The sequence below is a fragment of the Pseudomonas sp. NPDC087697 genome, assembly GCF_044743155.1.
GTDB lineage: Bacteria > Pseudomonadota > Gammaproteobacteria > Pseudomonadales > Pseudomonadaceae > Aquipseudomonas.
This window is the reverse complement of sequence record NZ_JBIUVW010000011.1, coordinates 30,241-46,606: the sequence shown is the minus strand read 5'-3', so window position 1 is coordinate 46,606 and position 16,366 is coordinate 30,241. Positions and strand designations below refer to the sequence as shown.

Here is a 16,366-nt window from a genome sequence, read left to right as displayed (position 1 = left end):
CACTTTGCAAACCGGGGGAGCCTGCCCATGAGTGATGCCAACAGCGCATTGATCACTGAGTTCTATCAAGCTTTCCAGCGGCTGGATGCCGAGGCCATGAGCGCCTGCTACACCGAGGACGTGGTGTTCAGTGATCCGGCGTTCGGCGAGCTGCGTGGGCGCGATGCCGGCGACATGTGGCGCATGCTCACCACTCGAGCCAAGGATTTTTCCCTGATGTTCGATAACGTTCGCGCCGACGAGCGTACCGGCGGCGCCCACTGGGTGGCGACCTACCTGTTCAGCCAGACCGGCAATACGGTGGTCAACGATATCCAGGCGCGTTTTGTTTTCCGTGACGGCAAGATCTGCGAGCATCACGATCATTTCGATCTGTGGCGCTGGTCGCGTCAGGCGTTGGGTTTCAAAGGGCTGTTGTTGGGGTGGACGCCGTTGGTGAGCAATGCCGTTCGCGCACAGGCCTTGAAGGGGCTGAAGGCATTTCAGGCCAGTCGCTGATAAGATCGCGGCTTGTTTCCTACAAGCCTTGATCGTCACGTGAACACCCTGAGCGAAGTCTCCGTCAGCGAATCAGCAATCCCACCAGCGCAGAGCAAACCCTGGTTTGTCTATCTGGTACGTGCGGCCAACGGTTCGCTGTACTGCGGGATCAGCGATGATCCCGTCAGGCGTTTCGCCACTCACCAGAGCGGCAAAGGTGCGCGTTTCTTCCTCTCCAGCCCGGCTGTGGCGCTGGTCTACACCGAAGCCTGCCGCGACAAAAGCGAAGCGTTGCGTCAGGAACGCTTGATCAAAAAACTCAAGAAAAGCGCCAAGGAATGTCTGGTGGCGAGCGCTGCTGCGGGCTTATCAATCTGACTGATAAGTGCCCATCAGGCAGATGGGTAGGCCGCAAATCGATTGCGCGCTAAGCTGCTGACTTCTAACACCAGCGACGGGTTACAGCATGTCAGATCTGATTCTTCACCATTACCCGACTTCCCCTTTCGCGGAAAAGACCCGGCTGTTGCTCGGTTTTAAAGGCTTGTCCTGGCGTTCCGTGAAGATCTCGCCAGTGATGCCAAAACCTGATCTGACCGCGCTGACCGGTGGTTACCGCAAAACCCCGGTGTTGCAGATTGGTGCCGATATCTACTGCGACACGGCGTTGATCGCCCGCCGTCTTGAACAGGAAAAGGCTTCGCCTGCATTGTTCCCGGAAGGTCAGGAGATGATCACTGCAAGCTTCGCTGCCTGGGCTGATTCGGTGGTGTTTCAGCACGCGGTGAGCCTGGTGTTCCAGCCGGAATCGGTGGCGGCTCGTTTTGCCAAGTTGTCTCCAGAAGCGATCAAGGCTTTTGTTGCTGACCGTGCCGGGTTGTTCAGCGGTGGCAGTGCTACGCGGTTGTCGGCGGAGCAGGCCAAGCATCAATGGCCGACGATCATGGCGCGGCTTGAGCAGCAGTTAGAGCGCGAGGACGGTGATTACCTGTTTGGTGAACCTTCGATTGCCGACTTCGCCATGGCCCACCCGTTGTGGTTTCTCAAGGGCACACCGGTGACTGCGCCGTTGGTCGATGCTTATCCGGCGGTGTCGGCCTGGTTGGCACGGGTATTGGGCTTCGGGCATGGCGCGTTTAGCGAGATGACCGCTGAAGAGGCGCTGCAGGTATCGCGTCATTCAACACCTGCGGCCTTGCCGGACGAACAATTCGATGAGCCAAACGGCTTCAAGGTCGGTCAGCAAGTGGTGGTTGCCGCGATTGACTATGGCGTTGATCCGGTCGCGGGCGAGTTGTTGTTTGCGGGAAGCGAAGAGCTGATCCTGCGCCGCGAAGACGAGCGTGGCGGGTTGGTGCATGTGCACTTCCCACGGTTTGGCTTTCGCATCGAGGCTTGCTAATCCCGTAGGAGCAAGGCTTGCCCGCGATGAACGATAACGCGGTGTACCTGTTGCACCGTGTCACGGCCATCGCGGGCAAGCCTTGCTCCTACGGGTTTTGTGTGAGGCGCGCGGGTTATTTCAGCGCCGCGAGAATCGTCTCTGGCTCGAACCCGCGAATCAATGTGCCGTTCACATCCAGCATTGGAATCCCCCGTCCGCCGAGCGCCTCATACACCTTGCGCGCCTCGGCATCTTTCTCGATGTCGAATTCCTTGTACGGGATGCCTTTCTGGTCGAGATAGCGCCGGATTGCCTTGCAGTAACCACACCAGTCGGTGGCGTAGAGCACGACCCTGGCGTTGGCCTGGGTTTGCTCGGACACCACTTGCGATGGATTGAACACCCGCTCGATCTTGCCCCAGTTCTGGTAGACCACGACCACCAGCAGGATCAGCAGGAATTTTTTCAGTACACCGCTCAGCATCAGTTACGGCGCTTCAGCTGATCGGTCAGCTGGGTCGGCAGGCCCTTGATGATCAGCGTCCCGGCTTCTTCGTCGTATTCGATCTTCGAACCCAGCAGGTGCGCTTCAAAGCTGATGGACAGGCCTTCGGCGCGGCCGGTGAAGCGGCGGAACTGGTTCAGGGTGCGTTTGTCCGCCGGAATCTCTGGCGACAGGCCATAGTCCTTGTTGCGGATGTGATCGTAGAAGGCTTTCGGGCGTTCTTCGTCGATCAGCTCCGACAGCTCTTCCAGGCCCATTGGTTCGCCGAGCTTGGCCTGGCTGCTGGCGTAGTCGACCAGGGTCTTGGTTTTTTCGCGGGCGGATTCTTCCGGCAGGTCTTCGCTTTCGACGAAATCACTGAACGCCTTGAGCAGGGTGCGGGTTTCGCCCGGGCCGTCGACGCCTTCCTGGCAGCCGATGAAGTCGCGGAAATACTCCGAAACCTTCTTGCCGTTCTTGCCCTTGATGAACGAAATGTACTGCCTGGACTGCTTGTTGTTCTGCCACTCGGAAACGTTGATCCGCGCCGCCAGGTGCAACTGGCCAAGATCCAGGTGCCGGGATGGGGTCACATCGAGCTGATCGGTCACCGCCACGCCTTCGCTGTGGTGCAGCAGGGCGATCGCCAGGTAGTCGGTCATGCCTTGCTGATAGTGCGCGAACAGCACGTGGCCGCCGGTCGACAGGTTGGACTCTTCCATCAGCTTTTGCAGGTGTTCCACGGCAATGCGGCTGAACGCCGTGAAATCCTTGCCACCGTCGAAGTATTCCTTCAGCCAGCCGCTGAACGGATGCGCGCCGGACTCGGCATGGAAGAAACCCCAGGCCTTGCCCTGTTTGGCGTTATAGCTCTCGTTGAGGTCGGCGAGCATGTTCTCGATGGCCGTGGACTCTGCCAGTTCCGAGTCGCGGGCGTGAAGAACTGCAGGTGTGCCGTCGGGTTTTTTGTCGATCAGGTGGACGATGCAATGACGGATCGGCATGGGCTTCTCGGCTGATTGAAGGGAGGAGGGCGTGCTCCCCGAAAAAGTGCCCAGTGTACCGCACCTGCTGGTTTTGGCGGTGCTTGAAGGGTGTTCGAGGCGTGTCAGGCCGGGCTTATGCGCTTTTTTCCGGATTTAGAGCAATAAAGCTGACCAAATGGGTAGGTAGAGGCGGATATTTCCCCGTCTCTGTGCTAGTTTTGCCCCGTCTTACGCGAAGTCACTGCGTTAAGCGTGCATTCAGCATTTGTCAGGTCGAACCAAACCCTGATTTCGGCATCTATAACCCCGACCCGTCGGTGTTGTAGCCGAGGGTGCCAGATCCAGAAGATCGGGCTCGATGGCTGACACTGCACTCTGCAAACCATATGAATTTGATAGGGAAGGAACACCACATGGCTCTTACTAAAGACCAACTGATCGCTGATATTGCTGAAGCTATCGACGCGCCAAAAACCACCGCGCGTAACGCTCTGGACCAACTGGGCCAAATCGTTGCTGATCAACTGGAAAACGGCGGCGAAATCACTCTGCCAGGTATCGGTAAGCTGAAAGTGACCGAGCGTCCTGCCCGTACCGGCCGCAACCCTTCGACTGGCGCTGCCATCGAAATCGCTGCCAAGAAAGTTATCAAGCTGGTCGTGGCTAAAGGCCTGACTGACGCTGTTAACAAGTAAGACCGCAGTAAAAAAAACCGTGCGCCGGGACAACCCGGGCACGGTTTTTTTGTGTCCGCTATTCAGCGATTGACCCCCGGCCAATCGCTGTTCAGCCGCTACTCAGGCTTTGCGAGCCCAGCGCTCGCGCCAGACCTGCTGCTCGGATTTAGTCTGGAAGGTCCAGGCGACGAAGCGGCTTTGCTTCTGCCCCTGAGACATTTCCACGACCTGGCTTTCCAGTACGCCGGCCTTTTTCAGTGCTGTCTGGATGGCAGGCAGGTTTGAGGCTTTCGAGACGAGGGTGCTGAACCAAAGCACTTTGTGTTGAAAGTGCGCACTCTCGGCGATCAGTTGCGTCACAAACCGTGCTTCGCCACCTTCACACCACAGTTCGGCCGATTGACCACCAAAGTTCAGCACTGGCAGTTTGCGCTTCGGGTCGGCGCGGCCCAGCGCGCGCCATTTACGCTCGCTGCCCCGGGTAGCCTCGTCCATCGAGGCGTGGAACGGCGGATTGCACATGGTCAGGTCAAAGCGTTCGCCGGGTTCGAGCAGGCCCAGCAGAATGTGCTTGGGATTGCTTTGCTGGCGCAACTGAATGGCTTTGTTCAGCCCGTTGGACTGCACGATGGCTTTGGCGGCGGCCACGGCCGTCGGGTCGATTTCCGAGCCGAGGAAGTGCCAGCGGTAGTCGCTGTAGCCGATCAACGGATAGACGCAGTTGGCGCCCATGCCGATATCAAGCACCTTGACCGGTGCGCCCCGAGGGATCTCGCCGTCGTTGACGCTGGCCAGCAGGTCCGCCAGAAAATGCACATAGTCGGCACGCCCCGGCACCGGTGGGCAGAGGTAATCGGCTGGGATGTCCCAATGGGCAATGCCGTAGAACGACTTGAGCAGCGCCCGGTTGAACACCCGCACCGCGTCGGGGCTGGCGAAGTCGATGCTTTCCTTGCCGTACGGATTGATGATCACGAACTTCGCCAGTTCAGGCGTGGTCTTGATCAGCGCCGGGAAGTCGTAACGCCCCTGATGGCGGTTGCGTGGGTGCAGGCTCGCCTTCTCGCGCGGTTCGACGGCTTTGGCCGGGGTCGCGGATTTGGGCTTTTGGCGCGGGGTTTTGGGTTTGCTAGGGGCGGTCATGGGAAGTCAATTCAGGGTTTTGGCTCAAAGTGGTGGGCATTGTCCCACATCCGGCCCTTGTGAACTCAATTGTGACGACGACCACAATCTACTGTGGGAGCGAGCTTGCTCGCGATGAGGCCATCACATTCAACATTGATATTGGATGATAGATCGCCATCGCGAGCAAGCTCGCTCCCACAGGGATTGTTGGTGTTTGGGAGAATGCGGCAGGCACAAAAAAAGGAGGCCATCACGGCCTCCCTCTTTCATTACGATTTACCAGTTACAAACTGGCAATCCGCGCATGCTGCTCGGCCAATCTGCCCAGAGCCTGTTCGGCCTCGGCCAGTTTGGCGCGTTCTTTCTCGATGACTTCCGTCGGAGCCTTGTCAACGAAACCGGCGTTGGACAGCTTGCCGCCCACACGCTGCACTTCGCCTTGCAGGCGCTGGATTTCCTTGTCCAGACGCGCAAGTTCGGCATCCTTGTCGATCAGACCGGCCATCGGCACCAGCACTTCCATCTCGCCCACCAGAGCGGTGGCAGACAGCGGTGCTTCTTCGCCGGCAGCCAATACGGTGATCGACTCGAGCTTGGCCAGCTTCTTCAGCAGGACTTCGTTCTCGCTGAGGCGACGCTGGTCTTCGGCGCTGACGTTCTTCAGGAACAGCGGCAGTGGCTTGCCCGGGCCGATGTTCATCTCGCCACGAATGTTCCGCGTGCCGAGCATCAGGCCCTTGAGCCATTCGATGTCGTCTTCGGCGGCCTGGTCGATGCGTGCCTCAACGGCCACTGGCCAAGGTTGCAGCATGATCGTCTTGCCTTCGATACCGGCCAGCGGCGCGATGCGCTGCCAGATTTCTTCGGTGATGAACGGCATGAACGGGTGGGCCAGACGCAAGGCAACTTCCAGTACGCGAACCAGCGTGCGACGCGTGCCGCGTTGACGTTCGATAGGCGAGTTTTCGTCCCACAGCACAGGCTTGGAGAGTTCCAGGTACCAGTCGCAATACTGGTTCCAGATGAACTCGTACAAGGCTTGCGCGGCCAGGTCGAAACGGAACTGGTCGAGTTGACGGGTCACTTCGGCTTCGGTGCGTTGCAACTGCGAAATGATCCAGCGATCCGCCAGCGACAGTTCGTAGGCTTCGCCGTTCTGGCCGCAGTCTTCGCCCTTGTCCAGCACGTAGCGCGCGGCGTTCCAGATCTTGTTGCAGAAGTTGCGATAGCCTTCGACGCGGCCCATGTCGAACTTGATGTCGCGGCCGGTCGAGGCCAGCGAGCAGAACGTGAAGCGCAGGGCGTCGGTGCCGTAGCTGGCGATACCGTCGGCGAACTCGTCGCGGGTCTGCTTCTCGATCTTCTTCGCCAGTTTCGGCTGCATCATGCCCGAGGTGCGTTTTTCCACCAGCGCTTCAAGCTCGATACCGTCGATGATGTCCAGTGGGTCCAGAACGTTGCCCTTGGACTTGGACATTTTCTGGCCCAGGCCATCACGCACCAGGCCGTGCACATAAACGGTCTTGAACGGAACCTGCGGCGTGCCGTCTTCGTTTTTCACCAAATGCATGGTGAGCATGATCATCCGGGCAACCCAGAAGAAAATGATGTCGAAGCCGGTCACCAGCACGTCGGTGGAGTGGAACTTCTTCAGGAATTCAGTCTGCTGCGGCCAGCCGAGCGTGGAGAAGGTCCACAGGCCCGAGCTGAACCAGGTGTCGAGAACGTCATTGTCCTGTTGCAGCGCAACGTCGGAACCCAAGTTGTGCTTGGCACGCACTTCGGCTTCGTCGCGGCCGACGTAGACCTTGCCCGACTCGTCGTACCAGGCCGGAATCCGGTGGCCCCACCACAGCTGACGGCTGATGCACCAGTCCTGGATGTCGCGCATCCACGAGAAGTACATGTTTTCGTACTGTTTCGGCACGAACGCGATCCGACCGTCTTCAACGGCAGCAATCGCAGGTTCGGCCAGCGGTTTGGTCGAAACGTACCATTGGTCGGTCAGCCACGGCTCGATGATGGTGCCGGAGCGGTCGCCTTTCGGTACTTTCAGGGCGTGATCGTCGACGCTGACCAGCAGGCCGGCCGCTTCGAACGCGGCAACGATTTCCTTACGGGCCTGGAAACGGTTGAGGCCGGCGTATTCAGCAGGCAGTGTGCCGTCGATCTCTTCGTTGACGCTGCCATCGAGGTTGAAGACCTGGGCTGCTGGCAGCACCTCGGCGTTCTTGTCGAAGATGTTCAGCAGCGGCAGGTTGTGGCGCTTGCCGACTTCGTAGTCGTTGAAATCGTGGGCCGGGGTGATTTTCACGCAGCCGGTGCCGAATTCAGGGTCGCAGTAATCGTCAGCGATGATCGGGATGCGGCGGCCAACTAGCGGCAGCTCGACAAATTTGCCGATCAGGGCCTTGTAGCGTTCATCGTTCGGGTTAACGGCCACGGCGGCGTCGCCGAGCATGGTTTCCGGACGGGTGGTCGCGACGATCAGGTAATCGTTGCCTTCAGCGGTCTTGGCGCCGTCGGCCAACGGGTACTTCAGGTTCCACAGAAAACCTTTCTCGTCGTGGTTTTCCACTTCGAGGTCGGAAATCGCTGTGTGCAGCTTGGTGTCCCAGTTGACCAGACGCTTGCCACGGTAGATCAGACCGTCTTCGTGCAGGCGCACGAAGGCTTCCTTGACCGCCTCCGAGAGGCCGTCGTCCATGGTGAAGCGTTCGCGGCTCCAGTCTACCGACGAGCCGAGGCGACGGATTTGACGGCTGATGTTGCCGCCGGACTCATCCTTCCATTCCCAGACTTTCTCGAGGAATTTTTCGCGGCCCAGATCGTGGCGATTCTGGCCCTTGGCTTCGAGCTGACGCTCCACCAGCATTTGCGTGGCGATACCGGCGTGGTCGGTGCCCGGCTGCCACAGGGTGTTGCGACCCTGCATGCGGCGGAAACGGATCAGCGCGTCCATGATCGCGTTGTTGAAGCCATGGCCCATGTGCAGGCTGCCAGTGACGTTCGGCGGCGGGATCATAATGGTGTAGGAGTCGCCCGCGCCTTGCGGGGCGAAATAATTCTCGGACTCCCAGGTGTTGTACCAGGAAGTTTCAATGGCGTGCGGCTGGTAGGTCTTATCCATGCGCGGCGGGACCCTATTGGCATTTATTCAGGAAAAGCCGGCAAGTATAGCGGGGCATGGGGCGAAGGGCGAGCAAGTGCAGACAGGGCGCAGATCAAATGTGGAGGCGATCTATGGCAATGTAGCTTCCCTTGTAGGAGCTGCCGCAGGCTGCGATCTTTTGGCGTCTTCAAAAACACTGAAGATCAACGTCAAAAGATCGCAGCCTGCGGCAGCTCCTACATTGGGAGATGGAGATTATTCGTACTGGCTGAGGAGCCGCTCCATCCGCGCATCCAACCGTCGCTTGATCTCGGTTTCGATGTGCGGGGCGAAGTCGTCGATCACGTCTTGCATGATCAATTGCGCGGCAGCGCGCAGTTCGTCGTTCAGGTGCAGCATGATGTCGGCACCTTGCTGGACGGAAGAAGACGCCGGAGCCGGTGCTGCGACAGGCGTGGGAGCAGGTGGTTCGATGATTTCAGCCCGCGGTTTGCCGCCGACCTGATCGAACAACATCGGAATCTGGCCTTCATCACCTGCAGGCTCGACGGTGTCGGTCAGCAGCGGTGGTTGCAGGTTGTCATCGCCGAGCAACTGGCGGATCGACTCGAGGTCGTCCAGCAGGTGTACGGACTTTTGCAGCGGATTTGACGTGTCCATCATGTGCTCAGAGTCGCTGTAAACGGTGATCTTGCAGAGGATAGCCCTGTTCGCGGTAGAAACGGAAACTCTCCCGCGCGGCCTGACGAATAGTCGGGTCTTCAACCACCACTTCGGCCACACGGGCAAAGCGCTGGGCAAAAGACGGGACTTTGAGGTCAAGATTGACCAGCAAGTCCTGATGTTGTCCTGGATCGTCTCCCAGGCCGAGCACAATCAAGCCGTCCGGTTCGCTTTCGGCGGGACCGTGAGGCACGAAGCTTTCACCTTTGAACGCCCACAGGCGTGCATCGAGATCGTCACGCTGGGCGGCATCGCTGCAATTCAGGTAGATGCGGTGGCCCATGCGCCAGGCTTTTTCGGTGAGCTTGCAGGCAAAATCCAGCCGCGCTGAAGGATCGGCACTGGGCAGGATATAGAAATCGACTTTGGTCATTGCGGTTCCTGACCCCTGCGCTGCGTCGTCCATGGACGACGCAGCGCAGGGGTTTCAGTTTCAGGCTTTGGCGCGGTCCAGCAGGTATTGGGTCAGCAGTGGAACCGGACGGCCAGTGGCGCCCTTGTCCTTGCCGCCGCTGGTCCAGGCCGTGCCGGCGATGTCCAGGTGCGCCCAGTTCAGGTTCTTGGTGAAGCGCGACAGGAAGCAGGCAGCAGTGATGGTGCCGGCTTTCGGGCCGCCGATGTTGGCGATGTCGGCGAACGGGCTGTCCAGCTGTTCCTGGTACTCATCGAACAGCGGCAGTTGCCAGGCGCGGTCGTCAGCCTGTTGGCCTGCGCTCAGCAGTTGGCCGATCAGCTCGTCGTTGTTGCCCAGCAGGCCCGAGGTGTGGGCACCGAGGGCGACTACGCAGGCGCCGGTCAGGGTGGCGATGTCGATCACCGCCTGTGGCTTGAAGCGTTCGGAGTAGGTCAGTGCGTCGCACAGCACCAGACGGCCTTCGGCGTCAGTGTTGAGGATTTCTACAGTCTGGCCGCTCATGGTGGTGACGATATCGCCAGGGCGCGAAGCCTTGCCGCTCGGCATGTTCTCGGCACAGGCCAGGATGCACACCAGGTTGATCGGCAGTTTCAGTTCGAGCACGGCACGCAAGGTGCCGAACACGCTGGCTGCGCCGCCCATGTCGTACTTCATCTCGTCCATGCCGGCGCCCGGCTTGAGGCTGATGCCGCCGGTGTCAAAGGTGATGCCTTTGCCGACCAGTGCGTACGGCTTCTCGGATTTCTTGCCGCCGTTGTATTGCATGACGATCAGGCGCGGTGGCTGGGCGCTGCCCTGGCCGACGGCGTAGAACGAACCCATGCCCAGATCCTTGATTTGCTTCTCATCAAAGATTTCGACTTTCAGCCCCTTGAATTCCTTGCCCAGGTTCTTCGCCTGCTCGGCGAGGAAGCTTGGGTGGCAGATGTTCGGTGGCAGGTTGCCCAGGTCGCGGGTGAAGGACATGCCGTTGGCGATCGCGGTGGCGTGAGTCACGGCGCGCTCGACTTCAGCCTGGGCGGCCTTGATGGTCAGCAGGGTGATTTTCTTCAGGGCGCGGGGGTCGGACTTCTGGCTCTTGAACTGCTCGAAGGTGTATTCGCCGTCGACCAGGGTTTCGGCCAGCAGACGGGTCTTGCCGTAGCTGTCACGTCCTTTGACCACGATTTCGTCCAGCGCCAGCACCGCATCGGTACCGCCCAGGCCTTTGAGGGTGTTCAGTGCGCCAGCGATGATTTTACGGAACGGGCGGTCGCCCAGTTCGGCGTCTTTACCCACGCCAACCAGCAGCACGCGTTCGGCTTTGAGGTTTGGCAGGCTGTGCAGCAACAGGCTCTGGCCAACTTTACCGGCCAGGTCGCCACGCTTGAGGACTGCGCTGATCGCGCCGCCGCTGAGCTCGTCGAGCTGTTTGGCGACGTTGCCGAGTGTGCGGCCTTCGCCGACGGCGATCACCAGGGTGGCGGTTTTCAACGTTTCTGGGCTAACGCTTTTTACAACCAGTTCCATGTCCGGTTCCCTGAATAAATGGTCAAAATGCAGCGTGTCACGCGACGCGCGCACGTTTGCCTCTCTCTATATGGAAAGGCTGCACAAAGACGCTGGTAGAGACCAGCGACAAAGGCCGCATATTGAACCTCGCGCCCGAGCCAGACAAGCCTTGCGCGGGCGATCTTTGCGCCATTGCGCGCCCGCTTGAGCATGCGCAGTGACAGGCGCGGTCAATCACAGGATAATGCGCCATCTTTTTCGGCGGCTCAGCCCTGCGAGCCGCTCGATACGTTTGCTTGTTTGGCCGCCTTAGCCTGACAACCCTGGAGTGTCTGGTTTGATCGTCTTCCGTTATCTATCCCGCGAAGTCCTGTTGACCTTGAGCGCCGTCAGCGCCGTGCTGCTGGTGATCATCATGAGTGGGCGCTTCATCAAATTCCTGGCTCAGGCCGCCTCGGGCGCCCTGGACCCAGGCTCGCTGTTCCTGATCATGGGCTTTCGTCTACCGGGTTTCCTGCAACTGATTCTGCCTTTGGGGCTGTTTCTCGGGATCCTGCTGGCCTACGGTCGCCTTTACCTTGATAGCGAAATGACCGTGCTCTCGGCGACCGGCATGAGCCAGCAGCGTCTGCTGGGCATGACCCTGTTTCCGGCTACGCTGGTGGCGCTGGTCGTGGCCTGGTTGAGCCTGAGCCTGGCACCGCAAGGCGCCAATCAGTTCCAGTTGCTGCTGAACAAGCAGGACGCGATGACCGAGTTCGACACGCTGGTGCCGGGCCGTTTTCAGGCTTTGCGCGATGGTTCGCGGGTGACGTACACCGAGCAGCTGTCCGATGACCGCATCAACCTGGGGGGCGTATTCATTTCGGAAAAGCGCCTTTCCGCCGACCAGAAGGATCGCGGTATTTCCGTACTGGTGGCCGAAAAAGGCCGTCAGGAAATCAAGGAAGACGGCAACCGTTACCTGATTCTCGACAATGGCTACCGTTACGACGGTAATCCAGGGCTGGCCGACTACCGTGCCATCAAGTACGACACGTACGGTGTGCTGCTGCCCAAACCGGATGTCAGTGACGAAGTGACGGATCGCGATGCGATGCCGACCAGCACTCTGTTGAGCAAGCCGGAGGATATGAGTGCACGCGCCGAGCTTGAGTGGCGTCTGTCGTTGCCGTTGCTGGTGTTTATCGTGACATTGATGGCTGTGCCGCTGGCGCGGGTCAATCCGCGTCAGGGTCGATTCCTCAAGTTGCTGCCGGCGATTCTGCTTTATATGGCTTACCTGACGATCCTGATCGCCGCACGCGGCGCGCTGGATAAAGGCAAGATCCCCCCGGCGCTGGGCTTGTGGTGGGTTCACGCGATATTCCTGGCCATTGGCCTGGGACTGCTCTACTGGGAACCGTTGCGTTTGAAAATGGCGAGTCGCCGCAGTGCGCTGGAGGTGACCCGTGGTTAAGCTCGATCGCTACATTGGTAGCAGTGTTTTCATGGCGATCCTGGCCGTACTGGGGATCATTCTGGGGCTGGCGACGTTGTTTGCCTTCATCGATGAGATGAGTGACGTCAGTGATACCTACACCCTCACCGACGTATTGAGCTACGTGGTGCTGACAGCACCGCGCCGGGTCTATGACATGCTGCCGATGGCGGCGCTGATCGGCTGCCTGATCGGCCTTGGCAGTCTGGCCAGCAGCAGTGAATTGACCATCATGCGCGCCGCTGGCGTGTCCATCGGTCGGATCGTCTGGGCGGTGATGAAACCAATGCTGGTGCTGATGCTGGCTGGCGTACTGGTCGGTGAGTACGTCGCGCCAACTGCGGAAAACGTGGCCCAGGCCAATCGTTCCCTGGCCCAGGGCAGTGGTGATGCGCAGAGCGCCAAGCACGGCATGTGGCACCGTCAGGGTGATGAGTTCATTCACATCAACTCGGTGCAGCCGGATGGCATTCTGTATGGCGTGACCCGTTATCGTTTTGATACCGAGCGTCACATGCTGACCTCGAGCTTCGCCAGGCGTGCGCAGTTCGAAACAGACCATTGGCAGCTGAACGACGTCACCACCACGGTGTTCCATGAGGGCAGCACCGAAGTGGTCACGACGCCGCAAGAACGCTGGGAAGTACCGTTGAGCCCGCAACTGCTGAACACCGTGATCATGGCGCCGGAATCATTGTCGATCAGCGGTTTGTGGGGTTACATCCACTATCTGGCGGATCAGGGCTTGAACAATGGCCGCTACTGGCTGGCTTTTTGGGTCAAGGTGTTGCAGCCACTGGTCACCGTTGCCCTGGTGTTGATGGCGATTTCCTTTATCTTCGGTCCGCTGCGCTCGGTGACCCTGGGTCAGCGCGTGTTCACCGGTGTGCTGGTTGGCTTTACCTTCCGTATCGCTCAGGATTTGCTGGGGCCTTCAAGCCTGGTCTTCGGCTTCTCGCCGTTGTTCGCGGTGCTGGTTCCGGCCGGTATCTGCGCGGTGGCAGGTCTCTGGTTGTTGCGCCGAGCGGGTTGATCGCAGGTATTTCCTGCCCTGGCTGACACTCAAACGCCCCGTTCGCAAGAGCGGGGCGTTTTTGTATCCAATACCGTTGACCTGTGAACGTGACGCTTGCGTCGTGTATCAGGTACAATTCCCGGCTATTTTTCGGCGGGCAATGCCTGCAGCCTTTTTGAGTGTTGATCCGTGAGTGATTTGAGTCATATCCGCAATTTCTCCATCATCGCCCACATTGACCATGGCAAGTCGACTCTGGCCGATCGCTTCATCCAGATGTGCGGCGGCCTGGCCGAGCGCGAAATGGAAGCCCAGGTACTGGACTCCATGGACCTTGAGCGTGAACGCGGGATCACCATCAAGGCCCACAGCGTTACCCTGTATTACACCGCCCGTGATGGTATCAAGTACCAGCTGAACTTCATTGACACCCCCGGCCACGTTGACTTCACCTATGAAGTCAGCCGGTCGCTGGCGGCCTGTGAAGGTGCTTTGCTGGTGGTCGATGCCGGTCAGGGTGTCGAGGCGCAATCGGTTGCCAACTGCTACACGGCGATCGAGCAAGGCCTGGAAGTGATGCCGGTCCTGAACAAGATCGACCTGCCACAGGCTGATCCGGACCGCGTTAAAGAAGAAATCGAAAAAATCATCGGCATCGATGCCACCGATGCGGTCGAGTGCAGTGCCAAGACCGGTCTGGGCGTCGACGAGGTGCTTGAGCGTCTGGTCAAGACCATTCCTGCGCCAACCGGCAACATCGAAGATCCGCTGCAAGCGTTGATCATCGACTCCTGGTTCGACAACTACCTGGGCGTTGTTTCCCTGGTACGCGTGCGCCACGGTTGCGTGAAGAAGGGCGACAAGATTCTGGTGAAGTCCACCGGCAAGGTCCACCTTGTGGACAGCGTCGGTGTGTTCAACCCGAAACACACCGCCACCGTTGACCTGAAAGCCGGTGAAGTAGGCTTCATCATCGCCGGTATCAAGGACATTCACGGTGCGCCAGTCGGTGACACCCTGACCTTGAGCACGACGCCGGATGTCGATGTGCTGCCGGGTTTCAAACGCATTCAGCCGCAAGTGTATGCCGGTCTGTTCCCGGTCAGCTCCGACGACTTCGAGGACTTCCGTGAAGCGCTGCAAAAGCTCACGCTGAACGACTCGTCGCTGCAATACACCCCGGAAAGCTCCGACGCCCTGGGCTTCGGTTTCCGTTGCGGGTTCCTCGGCATGCTGCACATGGAGATCATCCAGGAGCGCCTGGAGCGCGAGTACGACCTGGACCTGATCACCACCGCGCCGACGGTTATTTTCGAGCTGTTGCTGAAAACCGGTGAAACGATTTACGTCGACAACCCGTCCAAGCTGCCGGATCTGTCGTCCATTGAAGACATGCGCGAGCCAATCGTTCGGGCAAACATTCTTGTGCCGCAAGAGCACCTGGGCAACGTCATTACCCTGTGCATCGAGAAGCGTGGCATTCAGCATGACATGCTGTTCCTCGGTTCTCAGGTCCAGGTGACCTACGATTTGCCGATGAACGAAGTGGTCCTGGACTTCTTCGACCGTCTCAAATCCACCAGTCGCGGCTATGCTTCGCTGGATTACCATTTCGATCGTTATCAATCAGCTAATCTGGTGAAACTGGATGTGCTGATCAACGGTGACAAGGTCGACGCCCTGGCGCTGATCGTGCACAAGGATAACGCGCACTACAAAGGTCGCCAGTTGACCGAGAAGATGAAAGAACTGATTCCGCGTCAGATGTTCGACGTCGCAATCCAGGCCGCCATTGGCGGGCAGATTATTGCGCGAACCTCCGTCAAGGCACTCAGAAAGAACGTATTGGCCAAATGCTACGGTGGTGACGTTAGCCGTAAGCGCAAGCTGTTGGAAAAGCAGAAGGCCGGTAAAAAACGCATGAAGCAGGTCGGCAACGTGGAAATTCCACAGGAAGCCTTCCTTGCTGTGCTCAGGTTGGATAGTTAGGTCCTATGTCACTAAATTTCCCGCTGTTGCTGGTCATCGCCGTCTTCGTTTGCGGTCTGTTGGGGTTGCTCGATCTGGTTTTCCTGGCGCCGCGTCGGCGTGCCGCCATTAGCTCCTATCAGGGCAGCGTCGGCGAGCCGGATATGATGGTGGTCGAGAAACTGAACAAAGAACCGATGCTGGTTGAATACGGCAAATCGTTCTTTCCGGTGCTGTTCATCGTGCTGGTGTTGCGTTCGTTCCTGGTGGAGCCGTTCCAGATTCCGTCTGGTTCGATGAAGCCAACCCTGGACGTTGGCGACTTCATTCTGGTGAGCAAGTTTTCTTACGGAATCCGCCTGCCGGTGATCGATACGAAAGTCATCCAGGTCGGTGATCCGCAGCGTGGCGATGTGATGGTGTTCCGCTACCCAAGCGACCCGAACGTCAACTACATCAAGCGTGTAGTGGGTCTGCCGGGCGACAAGATTCGTTACACCGCCGACAAGCGTCTGTTCGTCAACGGTGAGTCGATCGCTGAATTGCTGGTCGGCTCCGAGCCGGGCACGTTGGGCAGTGCCGAGCTCTACAAGGAAAAACTCGGCGCAGCCGAGCACCTGATCCGCAAGGAAATGAGCCGCTACCGCGCAACCCCGGACCATCAGTGGACCGTGCCTGCCGGGCACTACTTCATGATGGGCGACAACCGCGACAACTCCAACGACAGTCGCTACTGGGATGATCCAAGTATTCCCAAGGATCTGCTGGGCATGGTTCCCGACAAGAATATCGTCGGCAAGGCCTTCGCAGTCTGGATGAGCTGGCCGGAACCGAAACTCAGTCACCTGCCGAATTTCTCGCGGGTTGGCCTGATCAAGTAATCACACACGGCGCTGTTGAACACAGCGCCGAATGCATTTCTGGAGCCTGCATAAGGTCACCGAAAAGCATGAAGCCACGATACTCAGGATGTAATTTTTGAACACAGCGTTAATTGTCCCAGACCTTCGCAGCGTGGCTGTGATG

At 58.9% G+C, this 16,366-nt stretch carries 15 protein-coding genes; 8 read left to right on the top strand and 7 right to left on the bottom strand.

Annotation, left to right across the window (positions count from 1 at the left end; translation table 11 throughout):
• The first annotated feature begins 27 nt into the window (after positions 1 to 27).
• The 3 genes from ACIPIN_RS10765 to ACIPIN_RS10755 all read left to right on the top strand — a co-directional run bounded on the left by ACIPIN_RS10765 (position 28) and on the right by ACIPIN_RS10755 (position 1,882).
• Entirely contained in the window at positions 28 to 498 is a 471-nt protein-coding gene (locus tag ACIPIN_RS10765; protein ID WP_401118236.1) for a nuclear transport factor 2 family protein, read from the top strand.
• A gap of 39 nt (positions 499 to 537) precedes the next feature.
• Positions 538 to 858, top strand: coding sequence for a GIY-YIG nuclease family protein (locus tag ACIPIN_RS10760; RefSeq protein WP_401118234.1), 321 nt, complete (start codon positions 538 to 540; stop codon positions 856 to 858).
• Between the two features lie 88 nt (positions 859 to 946).
• Positions 947 to 1,882 (top strand): glutathione S-transferase family protein, encoded by a 936-nt coding sequence (locus ACIPIN_RS10755; RefSeq protein ID WP_401118231.1) that lies wholly within the window; start codon positions 947 to 949, stop codon positions 1,880 to 1,882.
• A gap of 115 nt (positions 1,883 to 1,997) precedes the next feature.
• Here ACIPIN_RS10755 and ACIPIN_RS10750 read toward each other — a convergent pair whose 3' ends face one another.
• A complete protein-coding gene (locus ACIPIN_RS10750) occupies positions 1,998 to 2,348 on the bottom strand; it encodes a glutaredoxin family protein (RefSeq protein ID WP_401118228.1) in 351 nt (116 codons plus the stop codon).
• Positions 2,348 to 3,352, bottom strand: a complete 1,005-nt coding sequence (yejK, locus tag ACIPIN_RS10745; RefSeq protein WP_401118227.1) for a nucleoid-associated protein YejK — start codon at positions 3,350 to 3,352, stop codon at positions 2,348 to 2,350. Before yejK ends, ACIPIN_RS10750 begins: the two co-directional genes overlap by 1 nt.
• A 395-nt stretch (positions 3,353 to 3,747) precedes the next feature.
• Between yejK and ACIPIN_RS10740 the strand changes: the two genes are divergently transcribed.
• Positions 3,748 to 4,029 (top strand): HU family DNA-binding protein, encoded by a 282-nt coding sequence (locus ACIPIN_RS10740; protein ID WP_007905514.1) that lies wholly within the window; start codon positions 3,748 to 3,750, stop codon positions 4,027 to 4,029.
• A 102-nt stretch (positions 4,030 to 4,131) separates the two neighbouring features.
• Here the strand turns inward: ACIPIN_RS10740 and rlmF are convergent, their stop codons facing one another.
• From rlmF to ACIPIN_RS10715, 5 genes are all read right to left on the bottom strand, one after another.
• On the bottom strand, positions 4,132 to 5,154 hold the full coding sequence (rlmF, locus tag ACIPIN_RS10735) for a 23S rRNA (adenine(1618)-N(6))-methyltransferase RlmF (RefSeq protein WP_401118223.1): 1,023 nt from the start codon (positions 5,152 to 5,154) through the stop codon (positions 4,132 to 4,134).
• Positions 5,155 to 5,419: 265 nt separating this feature from the next.
• Entirely contained in the window at positions 5,420 to 8,266 is a 2,847-nt protein-coding gene (locus ACIPIN_RS10730; protein ID WP_401118220.1) for a valine--tRNA ligase, read from the bottom strand.
• Between the two features lie 237 nt (positions 8,267 to 8,503).
• On the bottom strand, positions 8,504 to 8,908 hold the full coding sequence (locus tag ACIPIN_RS10725) for a DNA polymerase III subunit chi (protein ID WP_401118218.1): 405 nt from the start codon (positions 8,906 to 8,908) through the stop codon (positions 8,504 to 8,506).
• Between the two features lie 7 nt (positions 8,909 to 8,915).
• On the bottom strand, positions 8,916 to 9,344 hold the full coding sequence (locus ACIPIN_RS10720; RefSeq protein ID WP_401118215.1) for a DNA polymerase III subunit chi: 429 nt from the start codon (positions 9,342 to 9,344) through the stop codon (positions 8,916 to 8,918).
• Between the two features lie 60 nt (positions 9,345 to 9,404).
• Positions 9,405 to 10,895 carry a leucyl aminopeptidase gene (locus ACIPIN_RS10715; protein ID WP_401118213.1) on the bottom strand — a complete coding sequence of 497 codons (1,491 nt, stop codon included), beginning with the start codon at positions 10,893 to 10,895 and terminating at the stop codon, positions 9,405 to 9,407.
• A 319-nt stretch (positions 10,896 to 11,214) separates the two neighbouring features.
• Between ACIPIN_RS10715 and lptF the strand changes: the two genes are divergently transcribed.
• The 4 genes from lptF to lepB all read left to right on the top strand — a co-directional run bounded on the left by lptF (position 11,215) and on the right by lepB (position 16,221).
• Positions 11,215 to 12,336: an LPS export ABC transporter permease LptF gene (lptF, locus tag ACIPIN_RS10710; protein ID WP_401118210.1), complete on the top strand. Its 1,122-nt coding sequence runs from the start codon at positions 11,215 to 11,217 to the stop codon at positions 12,334 to 12,336.
• On the top strand, positions 12,329 to 13,390 hold the full coding sequence (lptG, locus tag ACIPIN_RS10705) for an LPS export ABC transporter permease LptG (protein ID WP_401118207.1): 1,062 nt from the start codon (positions 12,329 to 12,331) through the stop codon (positions 13,388 to 13,390). The genes lptF and lptG overlap by 8 nt, the downstream gene beginning before the upstream one ends.
• Positions 13,391 to 13,561: 171 nt before the next feature.
• Positions 13,562 to 15,361: a translation elongation factor 4 gene (gene lepA / locus ACIPIN_RS10700; RefSeq protein ID WP_401118205.1), complete on the top strand. Its 1,800-nt coding sequence runs from the start codon at positions 13,562 to 13,564 to the stop codon at positions 15,359 to 15,361.
• Positions 15,362 to 15,366: 5 nt separating this feature from the next.
• On the top strand, positions 15,367 to 16,221 hold the full coding sequence (lepB, locus tag ACIPIN_RS10695) for a signal peptidase I (protein WP_401118202.1): 855 nt from the start codon (positions 15,367 to 15,369) through the stop codon (positions 16,219 to 16,221).
• The last annotated feature ends 145 nt before the right edge of the window (positions 16,222 to 16,366 follow it).